Annotated in this window: 19 protein-coding genes and 1 pseudogene; 18 read left to right on the forward strand and 2 right to left on the reverse strand. The window is 73.0% G+C overall.

Annotated elements, in window-relative coordinates:
• From ACK8N7_RS37385 to ACK8N7_RS37460, 16 genes and pseudogenes are all read left to right on the forward strand, one after another.
• Nucleotides 1-906: pseudogene (locus tag ACK8N7_RS37385) on the forward strand (CoA-transferase); the annotation flags it as partial.
• Nucleotides 903-1,949: a ketoacyl-ACP synthase III gene (locus ACK8N7_RS37390; RefSeq protein WP_031123330.1), complete on the forward strand. Its 1,047-nt coding sequence runs from the start codon at nt 903-905 to the stop codon at nt 1,947-1,949. The pseudogene ACK8N7_RS37385 and the gene ACK8N7_RS37390, both read left to right, overlap by 4 nt.
• A 65-nt stretch (nt 1,950-2,014) precedes the next feature.
• Nucleotides 2,015-2,983 (forward strand): ketoacyl-ACP synthase III, encoded by a 969-nt coding sequence (locus ACK8N7_RS37395; RefSeq protein WP_403210121.1) that lies wholly within the window; start codon nt 2,015-2,017, stop codon nt 2,981-2,983.
• Complete coding sequence (locus ACK8N7_RS37400; RefSeq protein WP_403210119.1) at nt 2,976-3,884, forward strand: SDR family NAD(P)-dependent oxidoreductase; 909 nt, start codon at nt 2,976-2,978, stop codon at nt 3,882-3,884. The genes ACK8N7_RS37395 and ACK8N7_RS37400 overlap by 8 nt, the downstream gene beginning before the upstream one ends.
• A complete protein-coding gene (locus ACK8N7_RS37405) occupies nt 3,881-4,705 on the forward strand; it encodes an SDR family NAD(P)-dependent oxidoreductase (RefSeq protein WP_403210117.1) in 825 nt (274 codons plus the stop codon). The genes ACK8N7_RS37400 and ACK8N7_RS37405 overlap by 4 nt, the downstream gene beginning before the upstream one ends.
• Nucleotides 4,702-6,036: a beta-ketoacyl-[acyl-carrier-protein] synthase family protein gene (locus tag ACK8N7_RS37410; RefSeq protein WP_403210115.1), complete on the forward strand. Its 1,335-nt coding sequence runs from the start codon at nt 4,702-4,704 to the stop codon at nt 6,034-6,036. The genes ACK8N7_RS37405 and ACK8N7_RS37410 overlap by 4 nt, the downstream gene beginning before the upstream one ends.
• Nucleotides 6,026-7,306 carry a beta-ketoacyl synthase gene (locus ACK8N7_RS37415; RefSeq protein ID WP_500446044.1) on the forward strand — a complete coding sequence of 427 codons (1,281 nt, stop codon included), beginning with the start codon at nt 6,026-6,028 and terminating at the stop codon, nt 7,304-7,306. Before ACK8N7_RS37410 ends, ACK8N7_RS37415 begins: the two co-directional genes overlap by 11 nt.
• Nucleotides 7,303-8,919, forward strand: a complete 1,617-nt coding sequence (locus tag ACK8N7_RS37420; RefSeq protein WP_500446046.1) for an SDR family NAD(P)-dependent oxidoreductase — start codon at nt 7,303-7,305, stop codon at nt 8,917-8,919. The genes ACK8N7_RS37415 and ACK8N7_RS37420 overlap by 4 nt, the downstream gene beginning before the upstream one ends.
• Nucleotides 8,916-9,731 carry an SDR family oxidoreductase gene (locus ACK8N7_RS37425; protein WP_403210109.1) on the forward strand — a complete coding sequence of 272 codons (816 nt, stop codon included), beginning with the start codon at nt 8,916-8,918 and terminating at the stop codon, nt 9,729-9,731. The genes ACK8N7_RS37420 and ACK8N7_RS37425 overlap by 4 nt, the downstream gene beginning before the upstream one ends.
• Nucleotides 9,731-11,443, forward strand: a complete 1,713-nt coding sequence (locus tag ACK8N7_RS37430) for a CocE/NonD family hydrolase (RefSeq protein ID WP_403210107.1) — start codon at nt 9,731-9,733, stop codon at nt 11,441-11,443. The genes ACK8N7_RS37425 and ACK8N7_RS37430 overlap by 1 nt, the downstream gene beginning before the upstream one ends.
• The gene (locus ACK8N7_RS37435) at nt 11,440-13,107 is read left to right on the forward strand and encodes an ATP-dependent acyl-CoA ligase (RefSeq protein ID WP_500446049.1); all 1,668 of its coding nucleotides are present in this window, start codon (nt 11,440-11,442) and stop codon (nt 13,105-13,107) included. Before ACK8N7_RS37430 ends, ACK8N7_RS37435 begins: the two co-directional genes overlap by 4 nt.
• Entirely contained in the window at nt 13,104-13,997 is an 894-nt protein-coding gene (locus ACK8N7_RS37440) for an enoyl-CoA hydratase/isomerase family protein (RefSeq protein WP_403210103.1), read from the forward strand. The genes ACK8N7_RS37435 and ACK8N7_RS37440 overlap by 4 nt, the downstream gene beginning before the upstream one ends.
• Nucleotides 13,998-14,193: 196 nt before the next feature.
• Nucleotides 14,194-15,066, forward strand: coding sequence for an alpha/beta fold hydrolase (locus tag ACK8N7_RS37445; protein WP_500446051.1), 873 nt, complete (start codon nt 14,194-14,196; stop codon nt 15,064-15,066).
• Entirely contained in the window at nt 15,059-15,568 is a 510-nt protein-coding gene (locus ACK8N7_RS37450; protein WP_403210099.1) for a GbsR/MarR family transcriptional regulator, read from the forward strand. The genes ACK8N7_RS37445 and ACK8N7_RS37450 overlap by 8 nt, the downstream gene beginning before the upstream one ends.
• Nucleotides 15,569-15,622: 54 nt before the next feature.
• On the forward strand, nt 15,623-16,666 hold the full coding sequence (locus ACK8N7_RS37455) for an amidohydrolase family protein (RefSeq protein WP_403210097.1): 1,044 nt from the start codon (nt 15,623-15,625) through the stop codon (nt 16,664-16,666).
• Nucleotides 16,667-16,850: 184 nt separating this feature from the next.
• Nucleotides 16,851-17,546 carry a type 1 glutamine amidotransferase domain-containing protein gene (locus tag ACK8N7_RS37460; protein WP_403210095.1) on the forward strand — a complete coding sequence of 232 codons (696 nt, stop codon included), beginning with the start codon at nt 16,851-16,853 and terminating at the stop codon, nt 17,544-17,546.
• Between the two features lie 116 nt (nt 17,547-17,662).
• Here the strand turns inward: ACK8N7_RS37460 and ACK8N7_RS37465 are convergent, their stop codons facing one another.
• Nucleotides 17,663-18,031: a Zn-ribbon domain-containing OB-fold protein gene (locus tag ACK8N7_RS37465; protein ID WP_403210973.1), complete on the reverse strand. Its 369-nt coding sequence runs from the start codon at nt 18,029-18,031 to the stop codon at nt 17,663-17,665.
• Between the two features lie 194 nt (nt 18,032-18,225).
• Nucleotides 18,226-18,942 carry a TetR family transcriptional regulator gene (locus tag ACK8N7_RS37470; protein WP_403210971.1) on the reverse strand — a complete coding sequence of 239 codons (717 nt, stop codon included), beginning with the start codon at nt 18,940-18,942 and terminating at the stop codon, nt 18,226-18,228.
• Between the two features lie 188 nt (nt 18,943-19,130).
• On the opposite strand from ACK8N7_RS37470, the gene ACK8N7_RS37475 reads away from it, so the two are divergent.
• A complete protein-coding gene (locus ACK8N7_RS37475; RefSeq protein ID WP_403220013.1) occupies nt 19,131-19,916 on the forward strand; it encodes an electron transfer flavoprotein subunit beta/FixA family protein in 786 nt (261 codons plus the stop codon).
• A 60-nt stretch (nt 19,917-19,976) separates the two neighbouring features.
• Nucleotides 19,977-20,939 (forward strand): electron transfer flavoprotein subunit alpha/FixB family protein, encoded by a 963-nt coding sequence (locus ACK8N7_RS37480; protein ID WP_500444829.1) that lies wholly within the window; start codon nt 19,977-19,979, stop codon nt 20,937-20,939.
• Nucleotides 20,940-20,972 lie beyond the last annotated feature (33 nt).

Consider the following 20,972-nt stretch of genomic DNA (forward strand, 5'->3'; position numbering starts at 1 on the left):
GCCGCCTGGTACGAGGAGTGGGTCGGCGGGGTGGAGAGCCACGCCGACTACGTGGAGCGGCTGGGTGCGGGGCGCCGCACCTCGCTGGTGTTCCCCGCTCCCCCGGGCACCCCCGAGGAGGTGCGCACCCCGGCGGACGGGTCCGGCGCGCCCACCGAGCAGGAGCAGCTCATCGTGCTCGGCGCCCGCGCGGTGGCCGCGCTGGTCCGGGAGCGCGGCTACGACACGCTGCTCGCCGGGATCGGCACCTCGCACATGTCCGCGTGGCTGGCGGCCCGGCTGCTGGCGCGCGACGGCGTGCAGGTGCAGGTGGCCGCCGAACTGGGCCTGCAGTCGATGGACCCCGAGGCGGGCGACGTCTTCCTCTTCAGCCAGCGGCACGCCGAGCGCTCCCAGATGCTCGCGGGGGTCGCCGAGACGCTGGGCGGCGCGGTCGCCGCCAACCCGCGCTGCCTGGGCGTGCTTTCGGCCGCGGAGATCGACCCGGACGCCAACATCAACACGACGCTGCTGCCCGACGGCCGCTGGATCACCGGATCCGGCGGGGCCAACGACATCGCCTCCTCCGTGGACTGCGTGGTCGTCGCGGTCGCCTCGCCCCGCCGCTACGTACCGCGGCTGACCCACCTCACCAGTCCGGGCCTGCGGGTCCGTGACGTGGTCAGCCAGTTCGGGCGCTTCACCCGGCCGGGCAGCGGCACCGCCTTCGAGCTGACGAGCTGGCTGCCGCCGGTACCGGGCCGGGGCCGCAGCGCGCAGGACCTCCCCGAAGGGCCGGAGGCAGCCGTACGCGAACTCACCGGCTGGGCCGTGGGCGTCAGCGGCTTCCTGACCGACGAGAAGGCCGTCACCACCGAAGAACTCACGCTCCTGCGCACCATGGACCCGGAAGGCTTCTACCGATGACGACCACCACCACGGGCACCGTCCCCGACCCGGCGACGGCTCATCTCCGCCCCCTGCCGCCCACCGCGATCGCCCCCGTGCGACTCGCCGGGATCGGCCACTACTTCCCCGGCGAGCCGATCACCAACGCCCACTTCGAGCAGATCGAGGCGCTGGGCATCGACGACGCCTGGATCCGCGAGAACACCGGGATCGTCAGCCGCCACTGGCCGGCCGACGAGAAGGAGCGCGCGGTGGAGATGGCGGCCAAGGCCGTGGACGACGCCCTGACCGCCGCCGGTCTGGGCCCCGACGACATCGATCTCGTCATCGGCACGACCTCCACCACCCGGCCGCGTACCAACCCCTCCAGCGCCACCAACAACTACATGGACATCTCGCTGCCGCTGCAGAAGCAGGTCGGGCTGCGCCACGCCACCTGCTTCGATGTCACCTCGGTGGCCTGCGCCGGTTTCATGTACGGCACCGCCACGGCCGCCGCGATGCTCCCGGCGCTCGGGATGCGCAACGCGCTGGTCGTCTGCGCGGAGAACCCGCGCCCGATCCTGAACTTCGACTACCGCTACTCGGCGCTGTTCGGGGCGGGGGCCGCCGCGGCGGTCTGGTCGGCGGACACGCAGGAGCGCGGACTGCTGGACGTGGCGCTGCACGCGGACGGCTCGTACTTCGACGCCTTCGACATCGACGAGAACGACAAGATGCTGATGCGCGGCCGGGAGGTCGGTGCGGTCGGCCCGAAGCTGCTCTCCCATGTCGGCCGGGAGATCCTGGAGCGCAATGACCTGACGGTGGACGACATCGACTGGTTCGTGCCGCACCAGGGCAACCTGAACATGATCAACCAGGTGTGCCGGACGCTGGAGATCCCGCGCGAGAAGCTCCTCACCAACATCCAGGAGCGCGGCAACACCTCCAGCGTCTCCATCCCCAGCTGCCTCTCGGAGAACCTGCGCTCGGGGAAGATCCGCTCCGGCGATCTCGTCGCGACCATCGGCATCGGCCGCGGCTTCAGCTGGGGCGCGATGCTCCTGCGGATTCCGTGAGCCCGGGCGATCCCACTCCGGCCGGGCGGCCCCCGGCCCCACCGCACAGTACGGGAAGACGAGAGATGCACGACGAGACGTCCCTGTGGCGCGAGAGCGGTCTGCGCCTGTCCGGATTCGGGCACTACTACCCACGCCTCCTGGTCGAGAACGAGAGCGCCGACGACCCGGCGGGCAACGCCGTGGACGAGGCCGTCATCGGCCGGCTCGACGTCCGCAGCCGTCATGTGGCGGACGAGGAGGAGACACCCGCGTACATGGGGGTGCGCGCCGCCCGTGCGGCGATGGAGCAGGCGGGCATCGGCGCCGACGAGGTGGACCTGCTGGTCTTCAGCAACTGGACGGACCGCCAGTTCGTCCCCGAGTGGGGTCCGCACACCGCGCATCTGCTGGGCGCGGACCGGGCGCTCGCCTTCGACGTGTGCGGTGCCTGTACGGGGTTCGTGCACGGGGTCCAGACGGCGGCGGCGCTCTTCGGGGCGCACGCCGGCTGGCGCCACGCGCTGGTCGTCTCCAGCGAGCGGTTCTCCCGCCGGGTCCGCCCGGGCAGCAAGGGCGAGCTGATCGTGGGCGACGCGGCCGGTGCGGCCGTGCTGTCGCGCGGTGCCGAACCGGGCGCGGGACTCTGGGACTCGCTGCTGATCAGCGACGGCTCCGGCCGGGAGACGGTCACCGTCTACCCGCCCAACGGGTGGATCAAGAGCAGCCGTGAGCTGGTCTCCATCGCGGCCGACTCCCACGCCGACCTGGCGACCCGGATGCTGGCCCGCTCGGGCACCAAGATGGACGAGATCGACTGGGTGGTGCCGCACCCCGGGACGGGCCAGCTGCACACCGCCGTACGGGAACGTCTGGGCATCCCGGAGGAGCGCTTCGTCACCAACTACGAGACGCGGGCGAACACCGGCAGCGCCTCGGTGCCGATCGTGCTCTCCGAGATGTCACGCGAGGGCCGGCTGAAGCCCGGGGACCTCTGCTACACGCCCACGGTGGGCTCGGGCTGGTACTACGGGGGGCTGCTCTTCCGTGTCTGATCAGTCATTCTCTCTGCCCGGTACGGGTGTTCGCGGCACCGCCCTGGTCACCGGCGGCAGCCGGGGCCTCGGCGCGGCCATCGCCCGGCATCTGGCCTCCGTCGGCTGGCACACCGTGATCTGCGGCCGCGACGCGGAGAGCCTGGACGCGGCCGTCAAGGCCGCGGCCGACGACGGGCTCGTGCTGCACGCCGTACGGGCGGATGTCACCGACGAGCGGTCGGTGGCCGCCCTCTTCGAGCGGCTGGCCGAGGACGCCCCGCCGCTCGGGCTCTGCGTCAACAACGCCGGGAACAACTTCTCCCGCCGCCTGGTGAGCGTCAAGGAAGAGCCGGACGGCCCGCCATTGCTCTCCCCGCATCCGCTGGAGGACTTCGAGCGGGTGGTGACGTCCCTGCTCACCGGCACCTTCCTGGTCGGCCGCCACGCGGCGCAGGCGATGCTGGCCGCCGGTACGCCCGGCGCCATCGTCAACATCTCCTCAACCGTCCGCCACGGCTCGTACGGGCAGTCGGCGTACTGCGCGGCCAAGTCCGGGGTGGAGGCGCTGACCCGGACCTGGGCGGTCGAGCTGGGCGAGTACGGCATCCGGGTCAGCGCGGTGGCGCCCGGAGTCATCGACGGCGAGGCGCTGCGCCGCCGTTCGGCGGCGAGCGAGCGGCACGCGGCGTACATGGCCGACCTCCGGCGCCATGTACCGCTGCGCCGCTGGTGCGACGAACAGGACGTGGCGGAGGCCGTCGCCTTCGCCGCGGACAACCCCTCGGTGACCGGCACCGTGCTGGAGGTCGACGCGGGCGGACTGCCCGCCCGCGTCCTGCCCCCGGCCGGCCAGGCCTCCGGGGCGAGCAGGACAGCCGCGAGCGCGGACCTCCCCGAGAAAGCGGAGAACACAGCATGACCAGCGGCTTCGCACCCACCCTGCTCCAGGGCAGGACCACCTTTCTGACCGGTGCCAGCAGCGGGATCGGCGCCGTACTGGCGTCGATGCTCGCCGCCCACGGCTCCCGTGTGGCGCTCATGGCCCGCAGCGAGAAGGAGCTCCGGCTGCTGGCCGAGCGGATCGAGGCGGACGGCGGGCGGGCGGTGGCGGTCCCCGGCGACCTCACCGACGCCGACAGCGTGCGCGCCGCCGTCCGCGAGGCCGAGGAGCAGCTCGGCCCGATCGACCGGCTGGTGCACTGCGCCGGCGAGGCCCGCAACCAGGCGTTCCTCTGCGACCAGGACGAGGACCAGTGGATGGCCACCCTCGACATCAATCTGCTGGGGGCCTTCCGGGTCGCCCGTGCGGTGGTGCCGGGGATGATGGAGCGCCGCGAGGGCAACATAGTGATGGTCTCTTCCATCGCGGGGAAGCGCGGGCTGCCCGCCAACACCTCTTACTGCGCTTCGAAGTTCGGGCTCAACGGCATGACCCAGGCGCTCGCCTCCGAGCTGGGCGCATTCGGGGTGCGGGTCAACGCGGTCTGCCCCGGGCTCACCGACAGCCCGGCCGCCACGGACGGTGGACGGTACGGCGACGCCTTCATGTCCGCCATCGCCAAGCACCACGGCCCGCCGGACCTCACCTGGGAGCGGTACCTCAAGCGGGCGGTCAACAGCACCATCCTGCGCCGCCTGGTACGCCCCGAGGAGATCGCGGCCCAGGTGCTGTTCCTGCTCTCCGACCTCTCCGGCGGGATGACCGGGCAGGCCGTCAACGTGGACGCGGGGGCTCTGTGAGCGACGGGTACGGGACGTGGTCCCCCGGCCCCCGGGACGCCCTGGTCACCGGGATGGGCTTCTGCCTGCCCGGCGCGGGCGACGAGCCGGTGCGGAAGGCGAAGGACGTCTGGGCCGCCGCCTCCACGGGGACCAGCCATGTCGAGCGCGACGGATTCCACCACGGCACCGTACGCGGCGCCCGGGAGGCGTTCGGTGAGCTGCTGCCGGAGATGCCGGCGCGCTATCTGCGCAGCTACGCCGACGTCCACCTCTACGGTCTGATCTCGCTGGCCGAGGCCTGCAAGGACGCCGGACTCGACCACAGGGAAGCCGAGTTGAGGGGGGCGGACGTGCTGACCGCCCGGGCCGGGGTGGACAGCAACTACGACAGCTACCGCGCCTGGCACGACGCCGATCCGGCGACGGTCAGCCCGGCGGACGCCAAGTCCCTCTTCGTACGGCTGCTGGTGGCGGGCACCTCCAGCGACGTCGGCCCGGTCCAGGCCGCGCTGCTCGGCTCCACCGGGGCCAACTACACGGTGAGCTGCGGCTGCGCCTCCTCCTCGGTGCTGCTCGGCATCGCTCAGATGATGATCGCCTCCGGCCGGAGCGACCTGGTGGTCGTCACCGGGGTGGACCGCTTCGACACCGAACGGGTGCTGCACGGACACCGGTTGCGGGAGGTGGTCGAGCGCGAGGGCGTGACCGTGCGGCACAACGCCGACCCGCCGGCCGCACCCCGGCACGACCGGCCGATGCGCCCGTACGACGCGGCGGGCGACTGCATGAACTACGGCGACGGCTCGGTGACCCTGATCCTGGAGAGCCGCGAGCACGCCACCGCGCGCGGTGCCCGCGCCCATGGGGCCATCCTCGGCCAGGCCACCACACGCGGCGGGCTGAACAGCGCGGTCGCCATCGACACCGGCGGTACGGGGCTGGCCGAGGCGGCGCGCCGCGCCCTGGGCGGCCACACGTCACTGGAGCAGATCCCGTACGTCAACGGGGGCGGCGAGGGCGACGCCCTGTTCACCCGGATCGAGTCCAACGCCGTACGCGCCCTGTGGGGCGAGAAGTCCGAGCAGCTGCTGGTCAGTTCGCAGGAGGCCTGCTTCGGCCACAGCGGGGCGCCGCTCGGCAATCTGGGCACGGCGCTGACGCTGATGATGATGCGCGAGGGCGAGGTCTGCCCCACGGCCAACTGCGAAACCCCCTCGCCCGTCTGCACGTTCGACCCGGTGCCGGGCACGAAGACGCGTCCGCTGGGCTTCGACCGGGCGCTGAGCTTCAACTACCAGGTGGGCGGGGTAAACAGCGCGCTGCTGCTCGGGGGTGGCGATGCCTGCTGAGATTCCGGTGCTCCGGCTCTCCGGGGCCGGATTCGTCCTGCCGGGACCGGACGGCCGCGCCTGCACCGACCTGGACACCTTCTGGCGCGTGGTGCGCGACGGGACGAGCTGCCTCTCCCCGTACGCGCATCCCGAACTCCCCCTCCGGATAGCCGGAACCGTCAACGACTGGGATCCCCAGGCGGATCTGCCGCTGTCGGAGCGGCAGATCCGCCGCTCCTCGCGGGCCGGGCTGATGGCCACCGGGGCGGTGCACCGGGCCCTGGAGCACGCGGGGCTGACCGCCGCCGACCTGGACCCGGAGCGCACCGCGCTGGTCGCCTGCTCGCTCCAGTTCGCCTTCCCGGAGACCGAGCGCTACTACGGCCTGGCCCGGGACAAGGGAGTTGCCGCCCTCGGCATGGAGTACTGGCTCAACGGCACCCCGCCCAGCGTGGTGGGGACCGTGGCCTCCGGCCTCCAACTGCCCTGCCAGACACTGAGCGTGGCGGGTTCCTGCAATGTGGCGCTGCGGACGCTCCACCTCGTCCAGCAGATGTTCCGGTGCGGGGATATCGACCGGGCGATCGTCGTCGGCGTGGACACCACCGTGGATCCGGTCTTCGTGGCGGGCACGAGCCACACCGGGCGCAGCGGCTACCGTGCCTCCTCGCTCTCGGGCAACCCCGCCGACGTCCGGCCGCACGACGAGATCCAGACCGGCAACGCCACCGGGGAGGGCGCGCTCGCCGTCGTCCTGGAGGACCCGGCGGCGACCGGGGACCGCCCGGGGCTGCTGCACCGGGCGCATCTGCGCACCTCGCGCTCCAACGGCCCCTCCACCGTCGCCACCGGACCGCCCGCCAATGTGGTGGGCGACGTGCTGGCCACGCTGGCGTCGGCCGGGCGCGGCCTCGGCGATCTGGCGTTCCTCAACGACTACGCGGACGGCAACCGGTTCGTCGAGGACCACCTGTGCGAGGCGCTCGCCGGGGTACGGGAGGCGGCCGGGTACCGGGGCGAGGTGCGGCTGACCAACCAGGAGGCGGTCTTCGGGCATGTCGCCGGGACCGGTGGCCTGGTCAAACTCCTCGGCAGCCTGCTCATGCTGCACCACGGCCACATCGCGCCCAGCGCCAACACCCTGGTCCCGTACGCGGGTCTGCCGGGCGATCCGGTGCTCGCGGGCGGCCTGGCGACCGGCGGCGACAGCGCGCTGGTGCTCGCCTCCGGGGCGGGCGGCGACGCCACGAGCATGGTCATCGAATACGAAGGCGGCGACTTGCCATGACCCACGTTCACAGCACGGCGACGCGGCCCGGGACGGCCGCGGGAGGGGACCCGCTGCGGGCGCCGATCAGCACCCGGGTGGTCCTCGACTCGTCGGGGGCGGGGGGTGGGGACGCTGCTCTCTCCGCAGCGCTCGGCGCGCTCGGCCTCGCACCCGAGGCCCCGGACACCTCGGTCACCTCGGTCACCCCGGTCACCTCGGACACCCCGGACGCCTCTGACTCCTCTGGCGCCCCGACCGGCGCTCCCGCCGCCTACTGCGCACTGCTCCTCGGCGAGGAGGCGTACGGCGCCGGGCGTTCGGCCGGCCTGGACCGCCGGCGCGTGCGGGCCGCCGCGCTGGCGATGGCGGCGGCGGGCCGGGGGCGCCTCGTCCTGGTGACCGACGCGACGGGCGGGACGCACGCCGGGACCGACCCCGACCGGCACGCCCGGCTGGCCGCCGACCGGGCCTGGTGGCAGCACCTGGTCACCGAGATGGCCGGGCGCGGCGTCACCGGCAACACCCTGGTCACCGGCTACTCCCCCGACCTGGGCCACCGCCTCTCCCCGGCCGCCGAGGCCGGGCTGCTGCGCTATCTCGTGCAGCGCCGCCCCACCACGGCCGCCGATGTGGCGGCCACCGTCGCGTTCCTGGTGTCGGAGGGGTGCTCGTACCTCGTCGGCGAGACGATCCCGGTGGACGGGGGCGCGGGTCTCGGCCAGATCCCGTCCCTGCCCGCCGGTACCCCGGCCGCCGCCCCCGCACCCCGCCGCAGCGCCCCGCAGGAGCAGCCGCCGCCGGAGCCGGTCACCGGTCAGGACCTGCTGGGACAGAAGGTCCTGGTGGCGGGCGCCAGCAGCGGCATCGGCCGGGCCGCCGCCCTGCACCTCGCCGGGCGCGGGGCCGACGTGGTCCTGGCCGCCCGGCGCACGCAGGCGCTGGAGGAGGTCGGCGCCGAGATCGCCGCGCTCGGCCGGCGGGCCTGGACGCTGCGGTGCGACCTCTCCGACGCGGAGGACGCCGCGACCCTGGGCGAACGCGCCTGGAAGGCGGCCGACGGGGTCACCACCCTGCTGTACGCGGCGGGGCACCTGGGCTTCAGCGCGGTCGGCGGCGACCCGGCGTCCGCCGCCCGGACCTTCGCGGTGAACCTGCACAGCTTCGTCGCCGTCACCGAGTACCTGACGGCCCGTTGGCGGGACGAGAAGGTCCCCGGCGCGGTGGTCGGGGTCTCCTCGGTCAGCTCCACGCTCAGCCCGGTGGCGGGGCTGGAGTACTACGGGGCGAGCAAGGCGGCGATGGCGCAGTACATCCGCTGTCTCGCGGTGTCGGTGGCGCGGCACGGCATCCGCGCCAACTGCGTGGCCCCCGGCATCATCGAGACGCCGATGGGCGATGCGGCGGGGCCGGATCACCGGCGTGGCTGGATCAGCCGGATACCGGCCGGGCGGGTCGGTGAGCCGCGCGAGGTGGCGGCGGTCCTCGGATATCTGCTGAGCGGTTCGGCCTCCCGGGTGACCGGCGCGGTGCTGCGGGCCGACGGCGGCTTCGGGCTCGGGGACGTGGCTCCGCTGCGGCCGGGGTTCCCCGAGTCCCTGGAGTTTCCCGAGCCCGTGGAGGAGGGCCGGTGAACGCCACCGGAGAGACGGGCGGCCACCCGGTTGCCCTCGTCGCCGGGGCCTCCTCCGGGATCGGCGCCGCTGTCGCCCGTCGGCTCGCCGCGCGCGGCAGCGCCGTGGCGCTGGTCGGGCGGCGGGAGGCCGAGCTGAAGGAGGTCGCGGAGTCGATCCGCGCCGCCGGGGGCACGGCGCTGCCGCTGCCCCTGGACCTGGCGGAGCCGGGTGCCCCCGCCGAGGCGGTCGCCGCCACCGCCGCCGAACTGGGGCCGGTCGGGTTGCTGGTGTGCAGCGCGGGCGCGATCCGGCTCGCCGCTGTCCATGAGACCGAGGAGCGGCACTGGGAGCGGCAGTTGCGGGTCAATCTGACCGTGCCGTTCCTGCTGGCGCGTGAGGTGCTGCCCGGAATGCGGGAGCGCCGCTACGGCTGGGTGGTGAACATCGGTTCGGGCGTGGGCTCCGAGGTGGTGCCGGGCAGCGGCGGCTACGGCGTCAGCAAGCACGCCGTGCACCGGCTCACCGAGCTGGTCCACGAGGAGAACCGCGACCTCGGCATCCGCGCGGTCACCGTCGCCCCGGGCTGGGTCTCCACCCGGCTCGCGGCCCGCCCCTCGGACCTCGGCGTGCCCGAGGAGGAGGTGCTGGACGCGGAGGACATCGCGGACACCGTCGCCTGGCTGCTGGACCGCCCGGCCCGGATGAGCGTCGGCCCGCTGGTCCGCGTCGAGCCCTCGGCGAGCCGGGCCGCCGCCGGTGACGCCATGACCCGCCATCTGACCCGTTCCCGTGCCGAGGGCACCGGACCGGCCGCGAAGGAGACCCCCTGATGGGCAGGACCACCCTCATCGAGCACGACGTGCCGGTGGAGATGCGTGACGGGACGGTGCTGCGGGCCGATGTGTGGCGCCCGGCCGACGGCCCGGCCTCGCCCGCCGTGCTCTTCCGCACCCCGTACGGCAAGTCCCCGCTGGGCCTGGCCACGCTGACCCCAGCGCAGTGCGTGGACCGTGGTTACGCGGCCGTGGTGCAGGACACCCGGGGCCGGTTCGGCTCGGAGGGCGAGTGGGCGCCGCTCGACTGGTCCCAGGAGGGGCCGGACGGGTACGACACCGTGGAGTGGACCGCGCAGCAGCCCTGGTGCGACGGGAACGTGGCCATGGCGGGCACCTCGTACCAGGCCATCGTCCAGTGGCTGGCCGCCATGGAGAAGCCGCCGCACCTGCGGGCCATCGCGCCCACGATGTCCACCTCGGCCCCCTACGACACCGAGCAGCTCGGCGGCTCACTGCGGCTGGACCACCTCACGAGCTGGCTCGGCCTGACCGCGCTGGAGTGGGTGCAGCGCCGGGCGGCGGCGGGCGATCCGGTGGACGGGGCGGTCGTGGCGGAGGTGGTGCAGCTGCTCACCACGCCCGAAGTGCCGCTGCGGCGCTGGCCGTTGTCGACCATCCTCGACTTCGAGGGGTTCCCCGGCAGGCTGCGGGACATCTTCGCCGGGCATGTGGCGACGGTGGCCGAATACCGCCTGGGCGAGGTGGGTGTGCCCACCTTCTCGGTGGGCGGCTGGTACGACGTGTTCTCCTTCGGCACGATCGAGCTGCACCGGGCCATGCGCGCCCGGGATCCGGTGGCCGGGCGGCACGAGCTGGTCGTCGGGCCCTGGGTGCACTCAGGCCAACTGCCCCAGGTGCAGGGCGAGGTGAACACGGGCCCGTACGGTTCGGCGCAGGGCGCACGGCTGGCCGATCTGCACCTGGACTTCTTCGACCGCCACCTGAGGGCGGCCGGGGAACGTACTGCGGACCAGGATCCCGGCGGGGACGTACGGTACTTCCTCTTCGGTGACGACACCTGGCACCGGGCCGCGAGCTGGCCACCGCCGGAGGCCGTCGACTCGCCCTGGCACCTGGCGGGACCGGCCGGCGGCGGAGACGGCGGACGGCTGCTGCCCGAACCGTCCGGCGTGGCCCCGGGCCACGACACGTTCACCTACGACCCGGAGGACCCGGTGCCCTCGCACGGCGGGCGGGTCCTCCAGCTCGGCCGGCTGGCGGCGGGACCGCTCAACCAGGCGCACCTGGAGAGCAGGCCGGACGTGCTCGTCTACACCTCCGAGCCGCTCACCGGGCCACTGGACGTGGTCGGCCGGCAGCGGCTGCGGCTGCGCTTCGGCTCGGACGCACCCGCCACCGCCGTGGTCGCCAAGCTCACCGACGTACATCCGGACGGGCGTTCCCTGCTGGTGGCCGAGGCCAGCCTCCGGCTGGAGGCGGACGGGGGCGCCCCGCCGGACGAGCCGTACGACGCCGATCTGCTGCTCGGGGACACGGCGTGGCGCTTCGCCCCCGGCCACCGGCTGCGGGTCCACGTCACCAGCAGCAACTTCCCCCATCTGGACCGGCACCCCAACGTTCCGGGACCGATCGGTGAGGCCGAACACTGCAGCACCGCCCGGCAATCGGTGTGGTACGGCGGCCCGTACGAGAGCGTGCTCCAGCTCCGGACCCTGCCCGCGCCGACCGCCGGGGAGGCCCGGTGAGCGACGATGTGCTCGACCCCGCGTCCGCCGCCGTGCCGACGGCCGAACAGTGCGTGCTGGGTCCCCTGCTCAGACGGCGCGCCGCCGCCACGCCGAAGGCGCCGTACGCGCTGATGCCGGACGGTGACGTCTGGACGTACGCACGCACACTCCAGGAGACCGAGGAGACCGCCGCGGCGCTCCAGGCGCTCGGTGTCACCCCGGGCGAGCTGGTGCTGAGCTGGCTGCCCAACGGGCCGGAAGCACTGCGCACCTGGTACGGGGTCAACGCGGCGGGTGGAGTCCTCGTCCCCCTCAACACCGCCTACCGGGGCGCGATCCTGCGCCAGGTGATCGCCGGCAGCGGGGCCGAGGTACTGGTCTGCAGGCCGTCGCTGGCGGCCCGGCTGGAGGAGTCGGACGGCGCGGTGGGGGCAGTACGCACGGTGGTCCTGCTGCCGGGCCCCGAGGACGTAGCGCAGGACGTGGAGGCGCTCGCCGCGCGGCTCTCCGCGCACTTCCGGGTGGAGACCGAACTGCGTTCGCCCCGGGCGGAGTTCACGGAACCGGTGCCCGCGCCGCAGCCATGGGACCCGCAGACCGTCATCTACACCTCGGGGACGACGGGCCCGTCCAAGGGGGTCGTCTCCTCCTACGCGCACCTGTACAGCAGCTGCACCGCCGCCTTCCACGGCGTGGCCGGACCGGAGGACCGCTATCTGCTGCAGCTGCCGCTGTTCCACGCGGGCGGCACGATCGGTGCTTACGGGATGCTGGTGCACGGCGGTTCGGTGACCGTCGTGCCCGCCTTCACCACCAGCGAGTTCTGGCCTCTGATCCGGCGTACGGGGACGACCCTGTGCACGCTGCTCGGCGTCATGGCGACCTATCTGCTCAAGCAGCCGCCGCTGCCGCAGGACACCGGGCATCCGCTGCGGGCGGCCTACGTCATCCCGTTCACCGAGGGGGCGACGGAGTTCTCCAAGCGGTTCGGGGTGTCGGTCCGCGCGCTGTTCAACATGACCGAGGTGTCGTGCCCGGTGCTCTCCGCACCGGACCACCACCCGGGCGTCCCGATGCACTGCGGAGAACCCCGGCCGGGCATCACCGCCCGGGTCGTCGACGACCACGACCGCGAGGTGCCGGACGGCGAGGCGGGCGAGCTGGTGCTGCGCGCGGACCGCCCGTGGTCGTTCCTCAGCGGCTACCTCGGCCGGCCCGCCGAGACGGCCGCCGTCTGGCGCAACGGCTGGTTCCACACCGGGGACACCTTCCGGCGCGCCCCCGACGGCGGCCTGGTCTTCGTGGACCGCAAGAAGGACGCCATCCGCAGGCGCGGCGAGAACATCTCCTCCTTCGAGGTGGAGGCCCAGGCCGTCGCCCACCCCGGCGTGCTGGAGGCGGCGGCGGTGGCCGTGCCCGGCGACGAGGGCGAGGACGAGGTGCTGCTGGTGGTGGCGGACCGCGACCCGGCGGACCCGGTCGACCCGGCGGCGCTGCTGGGGTTCCTGCGGGAGCGGCTGGCCCACTTCATGCTGCCGCGCTACATCCGGGTGCTCCCCGAGCTCCCGAAGACCCCCACCGGCAAGCCGACCAAGCACACGCTGCGCGCCGAGGGCGTGGTGGCGGGGACGTGGGACCGCGAGGCGGCGGGCATCCGGATACGCAGGGAGAAGATCGTATGAGCCAGGAAGCATTCCCGACCGGCCAGGAGACGGTGCCCGAGTGGGCGGGGGCGGCAACCGAGTCGTTCGCGGACTTCGCGGACCGGGTGGACGGCAGGGAGGACGTACCGCTGCGCGCCTCGCTGGCGGGCGGGGTCGCCACGCTGACGCTGGACCGGCCGCACCGCCGCAACAGCCTCGACCTGACGCTCTCCCGCCATCTGCTGCTCGGCCTGATGTGCGCGGGCGACGACCCCCGGGTGCGCACGGTCGTGATCACCGGGAGCGGCGGTGCGTTCTGCGCGGGCGACGACGTGGAGAGCGTACGGCGGTGGCGGCTGGGCGACCGGGTGGACACCCCCTTCGACCCGATCACCTCGGACGCGCACTACCTGCGGGTCTGCGAGGCGATCCTGCACCTGCCGAAGCCGGTGGTGGTGGGGCTGACCGGGGCGGCGGCGGGGGCGGGGGCGGAGATCGCCTGCGCCGCCGACTTCCGGCTGGCGGACACCCGTGCCTCGATCGGCAGCTGCCTGGCCGGGGTCGGGCATGTGGGGAACGTGGTCCTGATGTCCCGGCTGACCGGTCCGGCGCGGGCGACGGAGATCTACCTCACCGGGCGGATGGTCTCGGGGGACGAGGCGGTGCGCCTGGGGCTGTTCGACCGGCTCTGCGCACCGGAGGACTTCGGCCGCGAACTGGCCGAGCTGACCGGCCGGTTCGCCGCGCTGCCGACCGCTTCGGTGGGGTTGTTCAAGGAGTTGCGGGAACGGAGCTGGGGGCAGCCGGCCGAGTACGGGCTGCGGCTCCAGGACGCGTACCACCTGAAGACGCACGCCACGGTGGCCGACGCCCGGGAAGGGATGGCCGCGTTCGCGGAGAAGCGGCCGCCACGCTTCACCGGCTGCTGACGGGGGGCTTCCCCTGGCTGAAGGCTTCCGGCCACCGCTGCCGCGGCTCGGCGGCGGTGGCCGCCTCCCTCTGCGGCCGTCACGATGAGAGTATTCTGATTCTGATGAACGAAGCGCTGCGGCACCACCGTCCGGCGGCCTGGCCGCCCCCGCTCCCCACCCTGCCCACCGGCGGCCGGGGCGAGGAGTCACCGTGATGACCGGCCCCGGCCGGCAGGCCGCCGCCCGCACCGGGGGCGAGGAGACGGCGCACAGCGTCGACGTCTCCGGCGCCCGGCTGCACTACTGGACCGCCGGAGGGGCCGACCGTCCGGCGGTCGCCCTCACCCACGGCGCCGGGGCCGACCACCGCATGTTCGACCCACAGATCCCGGCCCTGGTCGGCGCGGGCTACCGCACCCTGCGCTGGGACGTGCGCTATCACGGCGCGTCCGCCTCCGGCACCGGCAGATTCCGGACCGGCTACGCGGCGCGGGACCTGGGGTCGGTGCTGGACGCGGCCGACGTGCGCAGGCCCGTGGTCCTGCTGGGGCAGTCGATGGGCGGAAACATCGCCCAGGAGTACCTGCGTCAGCGGCCCGAGGAGGTCGCCGCGCTCGTGGTGATCGGCTCCATGTCCAGCACCCTCCCCGTCACCCGGCGCGAGCGGCGGCGCCTGGCCTTCTCCCGCACCCTCATGCGGCTGCTGCCCTACCGCCGGCTGACCCGGTGGATGGCCCGGGCGTCCGCCGAGGACCCCGGGGCCCAGGAGTATCTGCGCGAGGCCTTCGCGGCGAACGGGCGGCGCTCCTTCCTCACCACCTGGGACGGGATGAGCCGTGCGGTCGACCCCTCCCCCGACTACCGTGTCGAGAAGCCCGAGCTCCTGATCTGCGGTGAACACGACAGCACGGGTAACATCCGCTCGGCGATGGAACGGTGGAGCGAACGCGATCCGAACAGCGAGTTCCATGTGATCCCCGGCGCCGGACACGTCGCCAACCTGGACCGTCCCGACGAGGTCAACCGACTGACCGTCGCCTTCCTCCGCCTTCCCGAAGGCCTGAGAACCCAGCGAGACCATGACTGACCACGACGACACCACCCCCGACGCCGAGCCCTCCCCGACCCCCGGCCCCGGCGGGTTCAGCGACGCGGAAGCCTCCTTCATCAGCGAAATGGGTTCGCTGATGGAGCGCTGGGGGCTCCCCCAGGCCACCGGACGCCTCTTCGGCTACCTCCTGCTGCGCAACAAGCCGGTGGATCTCGACACCATGACCCGCGAGCTCGGGCAGGCCAAGAGCGGACTGAGTGTGGCGGCACGCCAGTTGGAGTCCTGGACTCTGGTGCGGCGCTCCACCAGGCCCGGCAGCCGGCGCATCGATTACGAGGCGGTCGGCGACCTCCAGCACCTGCTGCTGGTGAACAACGCCCATATGCGCAAGTTCACCGAGACGCTGAGCTCGGGCATTCCGGTGGCGCGCGGCGAGGCCCGGGACCGGCTGGCCTCGCTCGCCACCCTGTTCAGCGGATTCGTGGAGCAGACCGAGGCGCTGGTGGCCGACTGGGAGGCCCGGCGCGCCGCCTCCTGAACCACTCGCGTACGCCTTCGCACCGCGCCGCCACCCCCTCTCGATGGAGTGACCGTGAACCTGTCGTCCGGCCCCGCCGCCAGCAACGGAACAGCGACGGCCACCGCCGAGGCGGACGCCGGTGTCCGGGTCCGGCCGCCGGTCGTGGACGCCTGCTCGCTGGTCTACGACGACGCCGGGTGGCGGGTGTACCTGCACCGGCTGGGCGAAAGGGCCCCCGAGTACCTGGACGTCTTCTCCGCCTCGTTCTGCCGGTACTTCGGCGCCTCGCACACCGCGTACCGCGATGCCCTGGCCGTGCGCTGGCAGGACGCGGTCGACGTGCTCCTGCCGCCCGGCCGGCCCCCCTTCGATCTGGCCGCCCACCTCGCCGACCGCGAACGGCAGGGCGTGACGCGCGAGTTCGCCATGGGGTCTCCGGAGCGGCTGCCGGACGGCCGTACCGTCAACGAGTGGCTGCTGGAGACGGTCCGGGGCGTCACCGACCGCGTCCAGGTCTGGGCCGGACTCTCCCTGCGCGACCCGGCCGCCGCCCTGCGCGAGCTGGAGCGGTCGGCGGCCGCCGGGGCGACCGGGCTGTGCGTGATCCCCTTCCTGGACGGGACCGACCCGGCCGATCCGCGGTTCTCCCCGGTCTGGGACGCGGCGGCCGGGGCGCGGTTGCCGGTCTGGCTGCACACCGGCCACCACTTCGCCCGCAGCCACCCCGGCGGACTGGGCAGCTGGCGTACGGTCGAGGCGCTGGCGGGCCGCCACCGCGAGCTGCTGCTGGTCGCCGGGCACGCGGGCTGGCCCGATGTGCAGGAGATGCTGCTCACCGCCGCCCGGCACCCGGGGGTCTTCCTGGAGTTCTCCTCGCACCGGCCCCGGCACATGCCGAAGCCCGGCTCGGGCTGGGAGCCGTTGCTCCACCACGCCCGGGGCATGGCCCGCGACCGGGTCCTGTTCGGCACCTCGACCTGGGTCAATCCGGGCCCGACCGGCCCGCTGGCCGACGAGCTGGCCGCACTGGCGCTGCCCGCCGAAGTGGTCACCGCCTGGCTCTCGGGCAACGCGGAGGCGCTGGTCGCCCGCGCGGCGGGAACGCGCGCGGGCTGAGCCGCCCCGGAAGCCTCCGGATGATTCGGACGGGCTGCGGCGGGCAGACGATCCGCCGTCCGGCCGATCACCGCCGACCCGTCGGAACCCACTTTCCGGCACACGTCGGCCGGACGCGGATCCTGGCCGGACCGGGCATACGGTCGGCCAGGTCAGCCCACCCCGACCGACGGAGATGTACGACATGGCAAAGATCCTTTTCGTGGTGACCGGCGCGGACCACTGGACCCTGGCGGACGGCACCGCCCACCCCACGGGCTTCTGGGCCGAGGAGGCCGTGGCCCCGTACCAGGCGTTCACCGGAGCCGGTCACGAGGTGGTCGTCGCCACCCCGGGCGGCGTCGTCCCCACCGTGGACCGCGGCAGCCTGGCACCCGATGTCAACGGCGGCCAGGAGGGCGCGGACAAGGTGGCGGCCGGGCTGGAGGCGTTCGAGGAGCTGCGGCGGCCGGTCGCGCTGGAGAACGTGGATCTGGACGCGTACGACGCCGTCTTCTACCCCGGCGGACACGGCCCGATGGAGGACCTCGCGGTGGACCCCGTCTCCGGGCGGCTGCTCACCGAGGCCCTGGCGTCGGGCAAGCCGCTCGGCGTCGTCTGCCACGCCCCGGCGGCGCTGCTCGCCGCCACCGGACCCGACGGCGCCAACGCGTTCGCCGGATACCGGCTGACCGGTTTCACCAACGCCGAGGAGACCCAGGCGGGCTTCGCGGAGAAGGCCAAGTGGCTGCTCCAGGACCGGCTCGTGGAGCTCGGCGCGGACTTCCAGGAGGGCGAGCCCTGGGCGCCGTTCGTGATCGTCGACCGGAACCTGGTGACCGGTCAGAACCCGGCGTCCTCCGCCCCGCTGGCCGAGGAGCTGCTCAAGCGGATCGGCTGACGGCCCGGCCGGCCCCGGACCGCCCGGCCGCCTGCCCCACGGCCGCCGCCCGACCGGCACCGGACCGCCCGCGCTCGTAGGCCGTACGTGGCCGGGGCGCGGGCGTTCCCGGTGCGTCAGGCCCAGTCGTTGCGTGCGGGCGGCTCGCAGAGTTCCAGAACCACCGCACCCGACTCGGGTTCCTCCCCCGAGAGGGGCTTCACACGGGCGCCGACGGTCACCATCTGCGGTGCGGCGCCGACGACCTGGCAGCGGAAGACGAACCCCTCGGGGAAGCGGACCAGGGACTCGTTGCGCGCCGCGTCGGTGTAGCGGTGAACCACGGCGGTCCGTACGACCACCCCGTGGCCGGTGGTGCGTTCCGGCTCCAGTTCGCTCGACGCGCACACCGGGCACAGCAGCCGCCGGAAGGAGGCGGTGCCGCACCAGCGGCAGCGGTTGTAGGAGAGGCCGCACTCCTCGTGCGTCTTCTGGACGGTGCCCATTCCTGCCTGAGACACGGATCGACCCCCTGCGCTCGACTCGGACGCGCCGCACCTGGCTGACGGCGCGTCCGCACCATATGGCACTGAGTGCCGGAGAGTAAAGGCACTGAGTGCCGATTATTACCGGGTTCTTGCCGTGGGCACCCGCTCGGCACCCACGCGCGACGCAACTCAGCACTTACCCACGGCACCGCTCAGCTCTCGCCGACGGCTGCCTCGATCTGCTGCACGACCCGCCACATCGGCGTCCCTCTGGACGCGACCATGACGATGACTTCGCTGTCGCCGGACCCGGTGGTGATGCCGGACGGCCCGACCGCCGGGGGGGCCGGTTTCTCCAGCGCGGGCGAGGGCCCGGCGGGCCGCTCCCACACGCCCCGCACCAGATCGAGCGCATGGTCCACAGCCGCCTCGGGATCCCCCGCACCCCCCGAACGCAGCCACAGCCGCAGCCCGTTGTTGTGGGCGGCGACCACGGAGGCGGCGATCACCTCGGCCCGCAACTCCCCGTCACCATCCGCGCCGAACCGGCCCCGGAGATGACCGGCGAGCGTCTGCTCGTAGCGGCGCACCACCGACAGTTCGTACGTCCGCAGTCCGGGCACCTCACGGGTGAGCCGGTAGCGCTGTACGGAGAACTCGGGGTCGGCCGCGTACATCCGCAGCACGATCCGGGCCGCGTCGCACACCGCGCCCACCGGATCACTGTCGTCCACGGCGGCCAGGAACTCCGTCATCTCGGCGAGACAGCGCTCATGGTCCGGGAAGACCACGTCCTCCTTCGAGGGGAAGTACCGGAAGAAGGAACGCCGCCCCACCCCGGCCCGCGCCACGATGTCGTCGACCGTCGTCCGCTCGAAGCCCCGCTCAAGGAAGAGCTGGAAGGCCGCCTGCGCGAGCACCTCCCGCATGGGTGCCTTCTTCTCGGGTCCGCGTGCCTCGCTCATGCGGCGAAACGTAGCACCGGAAGGGCACTTTTGGCACCGGGTACCTTTACAGAGGGTACTGAGTACCATAAGGTCACCCTAACGAAACTACTCCCAGGTGGGACCGGGCCCGATCGGCTGGGGACCACACCCAGGTAGGCAGGAGAGCCGGCGTGAGCTTGAGGATCGTTGTCTGTGTGAAGTACGTGCCCGACGCGACCGGTGACCGGCATTTCGCCGATGACCTGACGTTGGACCGTGAGGATGTCGACGGTCTGCTGTCGGAGCTGGACGAGTACGCGGTCGAGCAGGCGTTGCAGATCGCGGACGGGGCGGACGATGCGGAGATCACCGTGGTGACGGTGGGTCCGGAGGATGCCAAGGACGCGTTGCGCAAGGCGTTGTCGATGGGTGCGGACAAGGCTGTTCACGTCGAGGACGACGATCTGCACGGTACGGATGTGATCGGTACGTCGCTGGTGCTGGCGAAGGCGGTCGAGAAGACCGGTTATGACCTGGTGATCTGCGGGATGGCCTCCACCGACGGTGTCATGGGCGTCCTGCCGGCCCTCCTCGCGGAGCGTCTGGGTGTGCCGCAGGTGACGCTGCTGTCGGAGGTCGCGGTGAACGACGGTGTGGTGAGCGGTCGTCGTGACGGTGACACGGCGTCCGAGCAGCTGGAGGCCTCCCTTCCGGCGGTGGTGTCGGTGACCGACCAGTCGGGTGAGGCGCGTTACCCGTCGTTCAAGGGGATCATGGCGGCGAAGAAGAAGCCGGTGGAGTCCCTGGACCTGGACGATCTGGGTCTGGACGCGGACGAGGTGGGTCTGGCGGGTGCGTGGACGGCGGTCGACTCGGCGACGGAGCGTCCGGCGCGTACGGCGGGCACGATCGTGAAGGACGAGGGCGAGGGCGGCAAGCAGCTCGCCGAGTTCCTCGCGGGCCAGAAGTTCATCTAGCCCGCTCCTCTTCCCTCCCCATCCTTCTCTCTCGTCCTTTCTCGTCTGGAGTGCGTTGTCATGGCTGAAGTTCTTGTTCTTGTCGATCACGTGGACGGTGCGGTCCGCAAGCCCACGCTGGAGCTGCTGACGCTGGCCCGCCGGATCGGTGACCCTGTCGCGCTCGCGCTGGGCGCGGGTGCGGAGGCGACCGCGGGGGTGCTGGGTGAGCACGGTGCGGTGAAGGTCCTGACCGCCGATGCCCCGGAGTTCGCGGGGTATCTGGTGGTTCCGAAGGTCGATGCGCTGCAGGCCGCGTTCGAGGTGGTGTCGCCGGTGGCGGTGCTGGTGGTGTCCTCGGCCGAGGGCAAGGAGATCGCCGCGCGTCTCGCGCTGCGGGTCGGTTCGGGCATCATCACCGATGCCACCGATCTGGAGGCCGGTGAGCAGGGTCCGGTCGCGACGCAGGCCGCGTTCGCCGCCTCGTACACGACCAAGTCCCGGGTCTCCAAGGGTGTCCCGGTCATCACGGTGAAGCCGAACTCGGCCCCCGTGGAGCCCGTAGCGGCCGCCGGTGCGGTCGAGGCGCTGTCGGTGTCGTTCAGCGCGACCGCGACGGGCACGAAGGTGACCGGGCGGACGCCGCGTGAGTCGACGGGGCGTCCGGAGCTGACCGAGGCCGCGATCGTCGTCTCCGGTGGCCGTGGCGTCAACGGTGCGGAGAACTTCCCGCTGATCGAGGCCCTCGCGGACAGTCTGGGTGCCGCGGTGGGCGCCTCGCGTGCGGCGGTGGACGCGGGCTGGTACCCCCACACCTCCCAGGTCGGCCAGACCGGTAAGTCCGTCTCGCCGCAGCTGTACATCGCCTCGGGTATCTCGGGTGCGATCCAGCACCGGGCCGGTATGCAGACCTCGAAGACGATCGTCGCGATCAACAAGGACGCCGAGGCCCCGATCTTCGACCTCGTCGACTACGGCGTCGTCGGCGACCTCTTCACCGTCGTCCCCCAGCTCACCGAAGACATCAACACCCGCAAGGGCTGAACCCCCAGCAACACCCGTCCTGGGCCGCACGGT

Origin of the sequence: Streptomyces griseobrunneus, from assembly GCF_046713465.1 — a bacterium.
GTDB lineage: Bacteria > Actinomycetota > Actinomycetes > Streptomycetales > Streptomycetaceae > Streptomyces > Streptomyces microflavus.

Excerpts from the sequence above, each read along its gene's own strand:
- ACK8N7_RS37390 (WP_031123330.1), top strand. The coding sequence starts at position 903 with ATGACGACCACCACCACGGGCACCGTCCCCGACCCGGCGACGGCTCAT.
- ACK8N7_RS37395 (WP_403210121.1), top strand. The coding sequence starts at position 2,015 with ATGCACGACGAGACGTCCCTGTGGCGCGAGAGCGGTCTGCGCCTGTCC.
- ACK8N7_RS37405 (WP_403210117.1), top strand. The coding sequence starts at position 3,881 with ATGACCAGCGGCTTCGCACCCACCCTGCTCCAGGGCAGGACCACCTTT.
- ACK8N7_RS37415 (WP_500446044.1), top strand. The coding sequence starts at position 6,026 with ATGCCTGCTGAGATTCCGGTGCTCCGGCTCTCCGGGGCCGGATTCGTC.
- ACK8N7_RS37420 (WP_500446046.1), top strand. The coding sequence starts at position 7,303 with ATGACCCACGTTCACAGCACGGCGACGCGGCCCGGGACGGCCGCGGGA.
- ACK8N7_RS37430 (WP_403210107.1), top strand. The coding sequence starts at position 9,731 with ATGGGCAGGACCACCCTCATCGAGCACGACGTGCCGGTGGAGATGCGT.
- ACK8N7_RS37440 (WP_403210103.1), top strand. The coding sequence starts at position 13,104 with ATGAGCCAGGAAGCATTCCCGACCGGCCAGGAGACGGTGCCCGAGTGG.
- ACK8N7_RS37445 (WP_500446051.1), top strand. The coding sequence starts at position 14,194 with ATGACCGGCCCCGGCCGGCAGGCCGCCGCCCGCACCGGGGGCGAGGAG.
- ACK8N7_RS37450 (WP_403210099.1), top strand. The coding sequence starts at position 15,059 with ATGACTGACCACGACGACACCACCCCCGACGCCGAGCCCTCCCCGACC.
- ACK8N7_RS37460 (WP_403210095.1), top strand. The coding sequence starts at position 16,851 with ATGGCAAAGATCCTTTTCGTGGTGACCGGCGCGGACCACTGGACCCTG.
- ACK8N7_RS37465 (WP_403210973.1), bottom strand. The coding sequence starts at position 18,031 with ATGGGCACCGTCCAGAAGACGCACGAGGAGTGCGGCCTCTCCTACAAC.
- ACK8N7_RS37470 (WP_403210971.1), bottom strand. The coding sequence starts at position 18,942 with ATGCGGGAGGTGCTCGCGCAGGCGGCCTTCCAGCTCTTCCTTGAGCGG.
- ACK8N7_RS37480 (WP_500444829.1), top strand. The coding sequence starts at position 19,977 with ATGGCTGAAGTTCTTGTTCTTGTCGATCACGTGGACGGTGCGGTCCGC.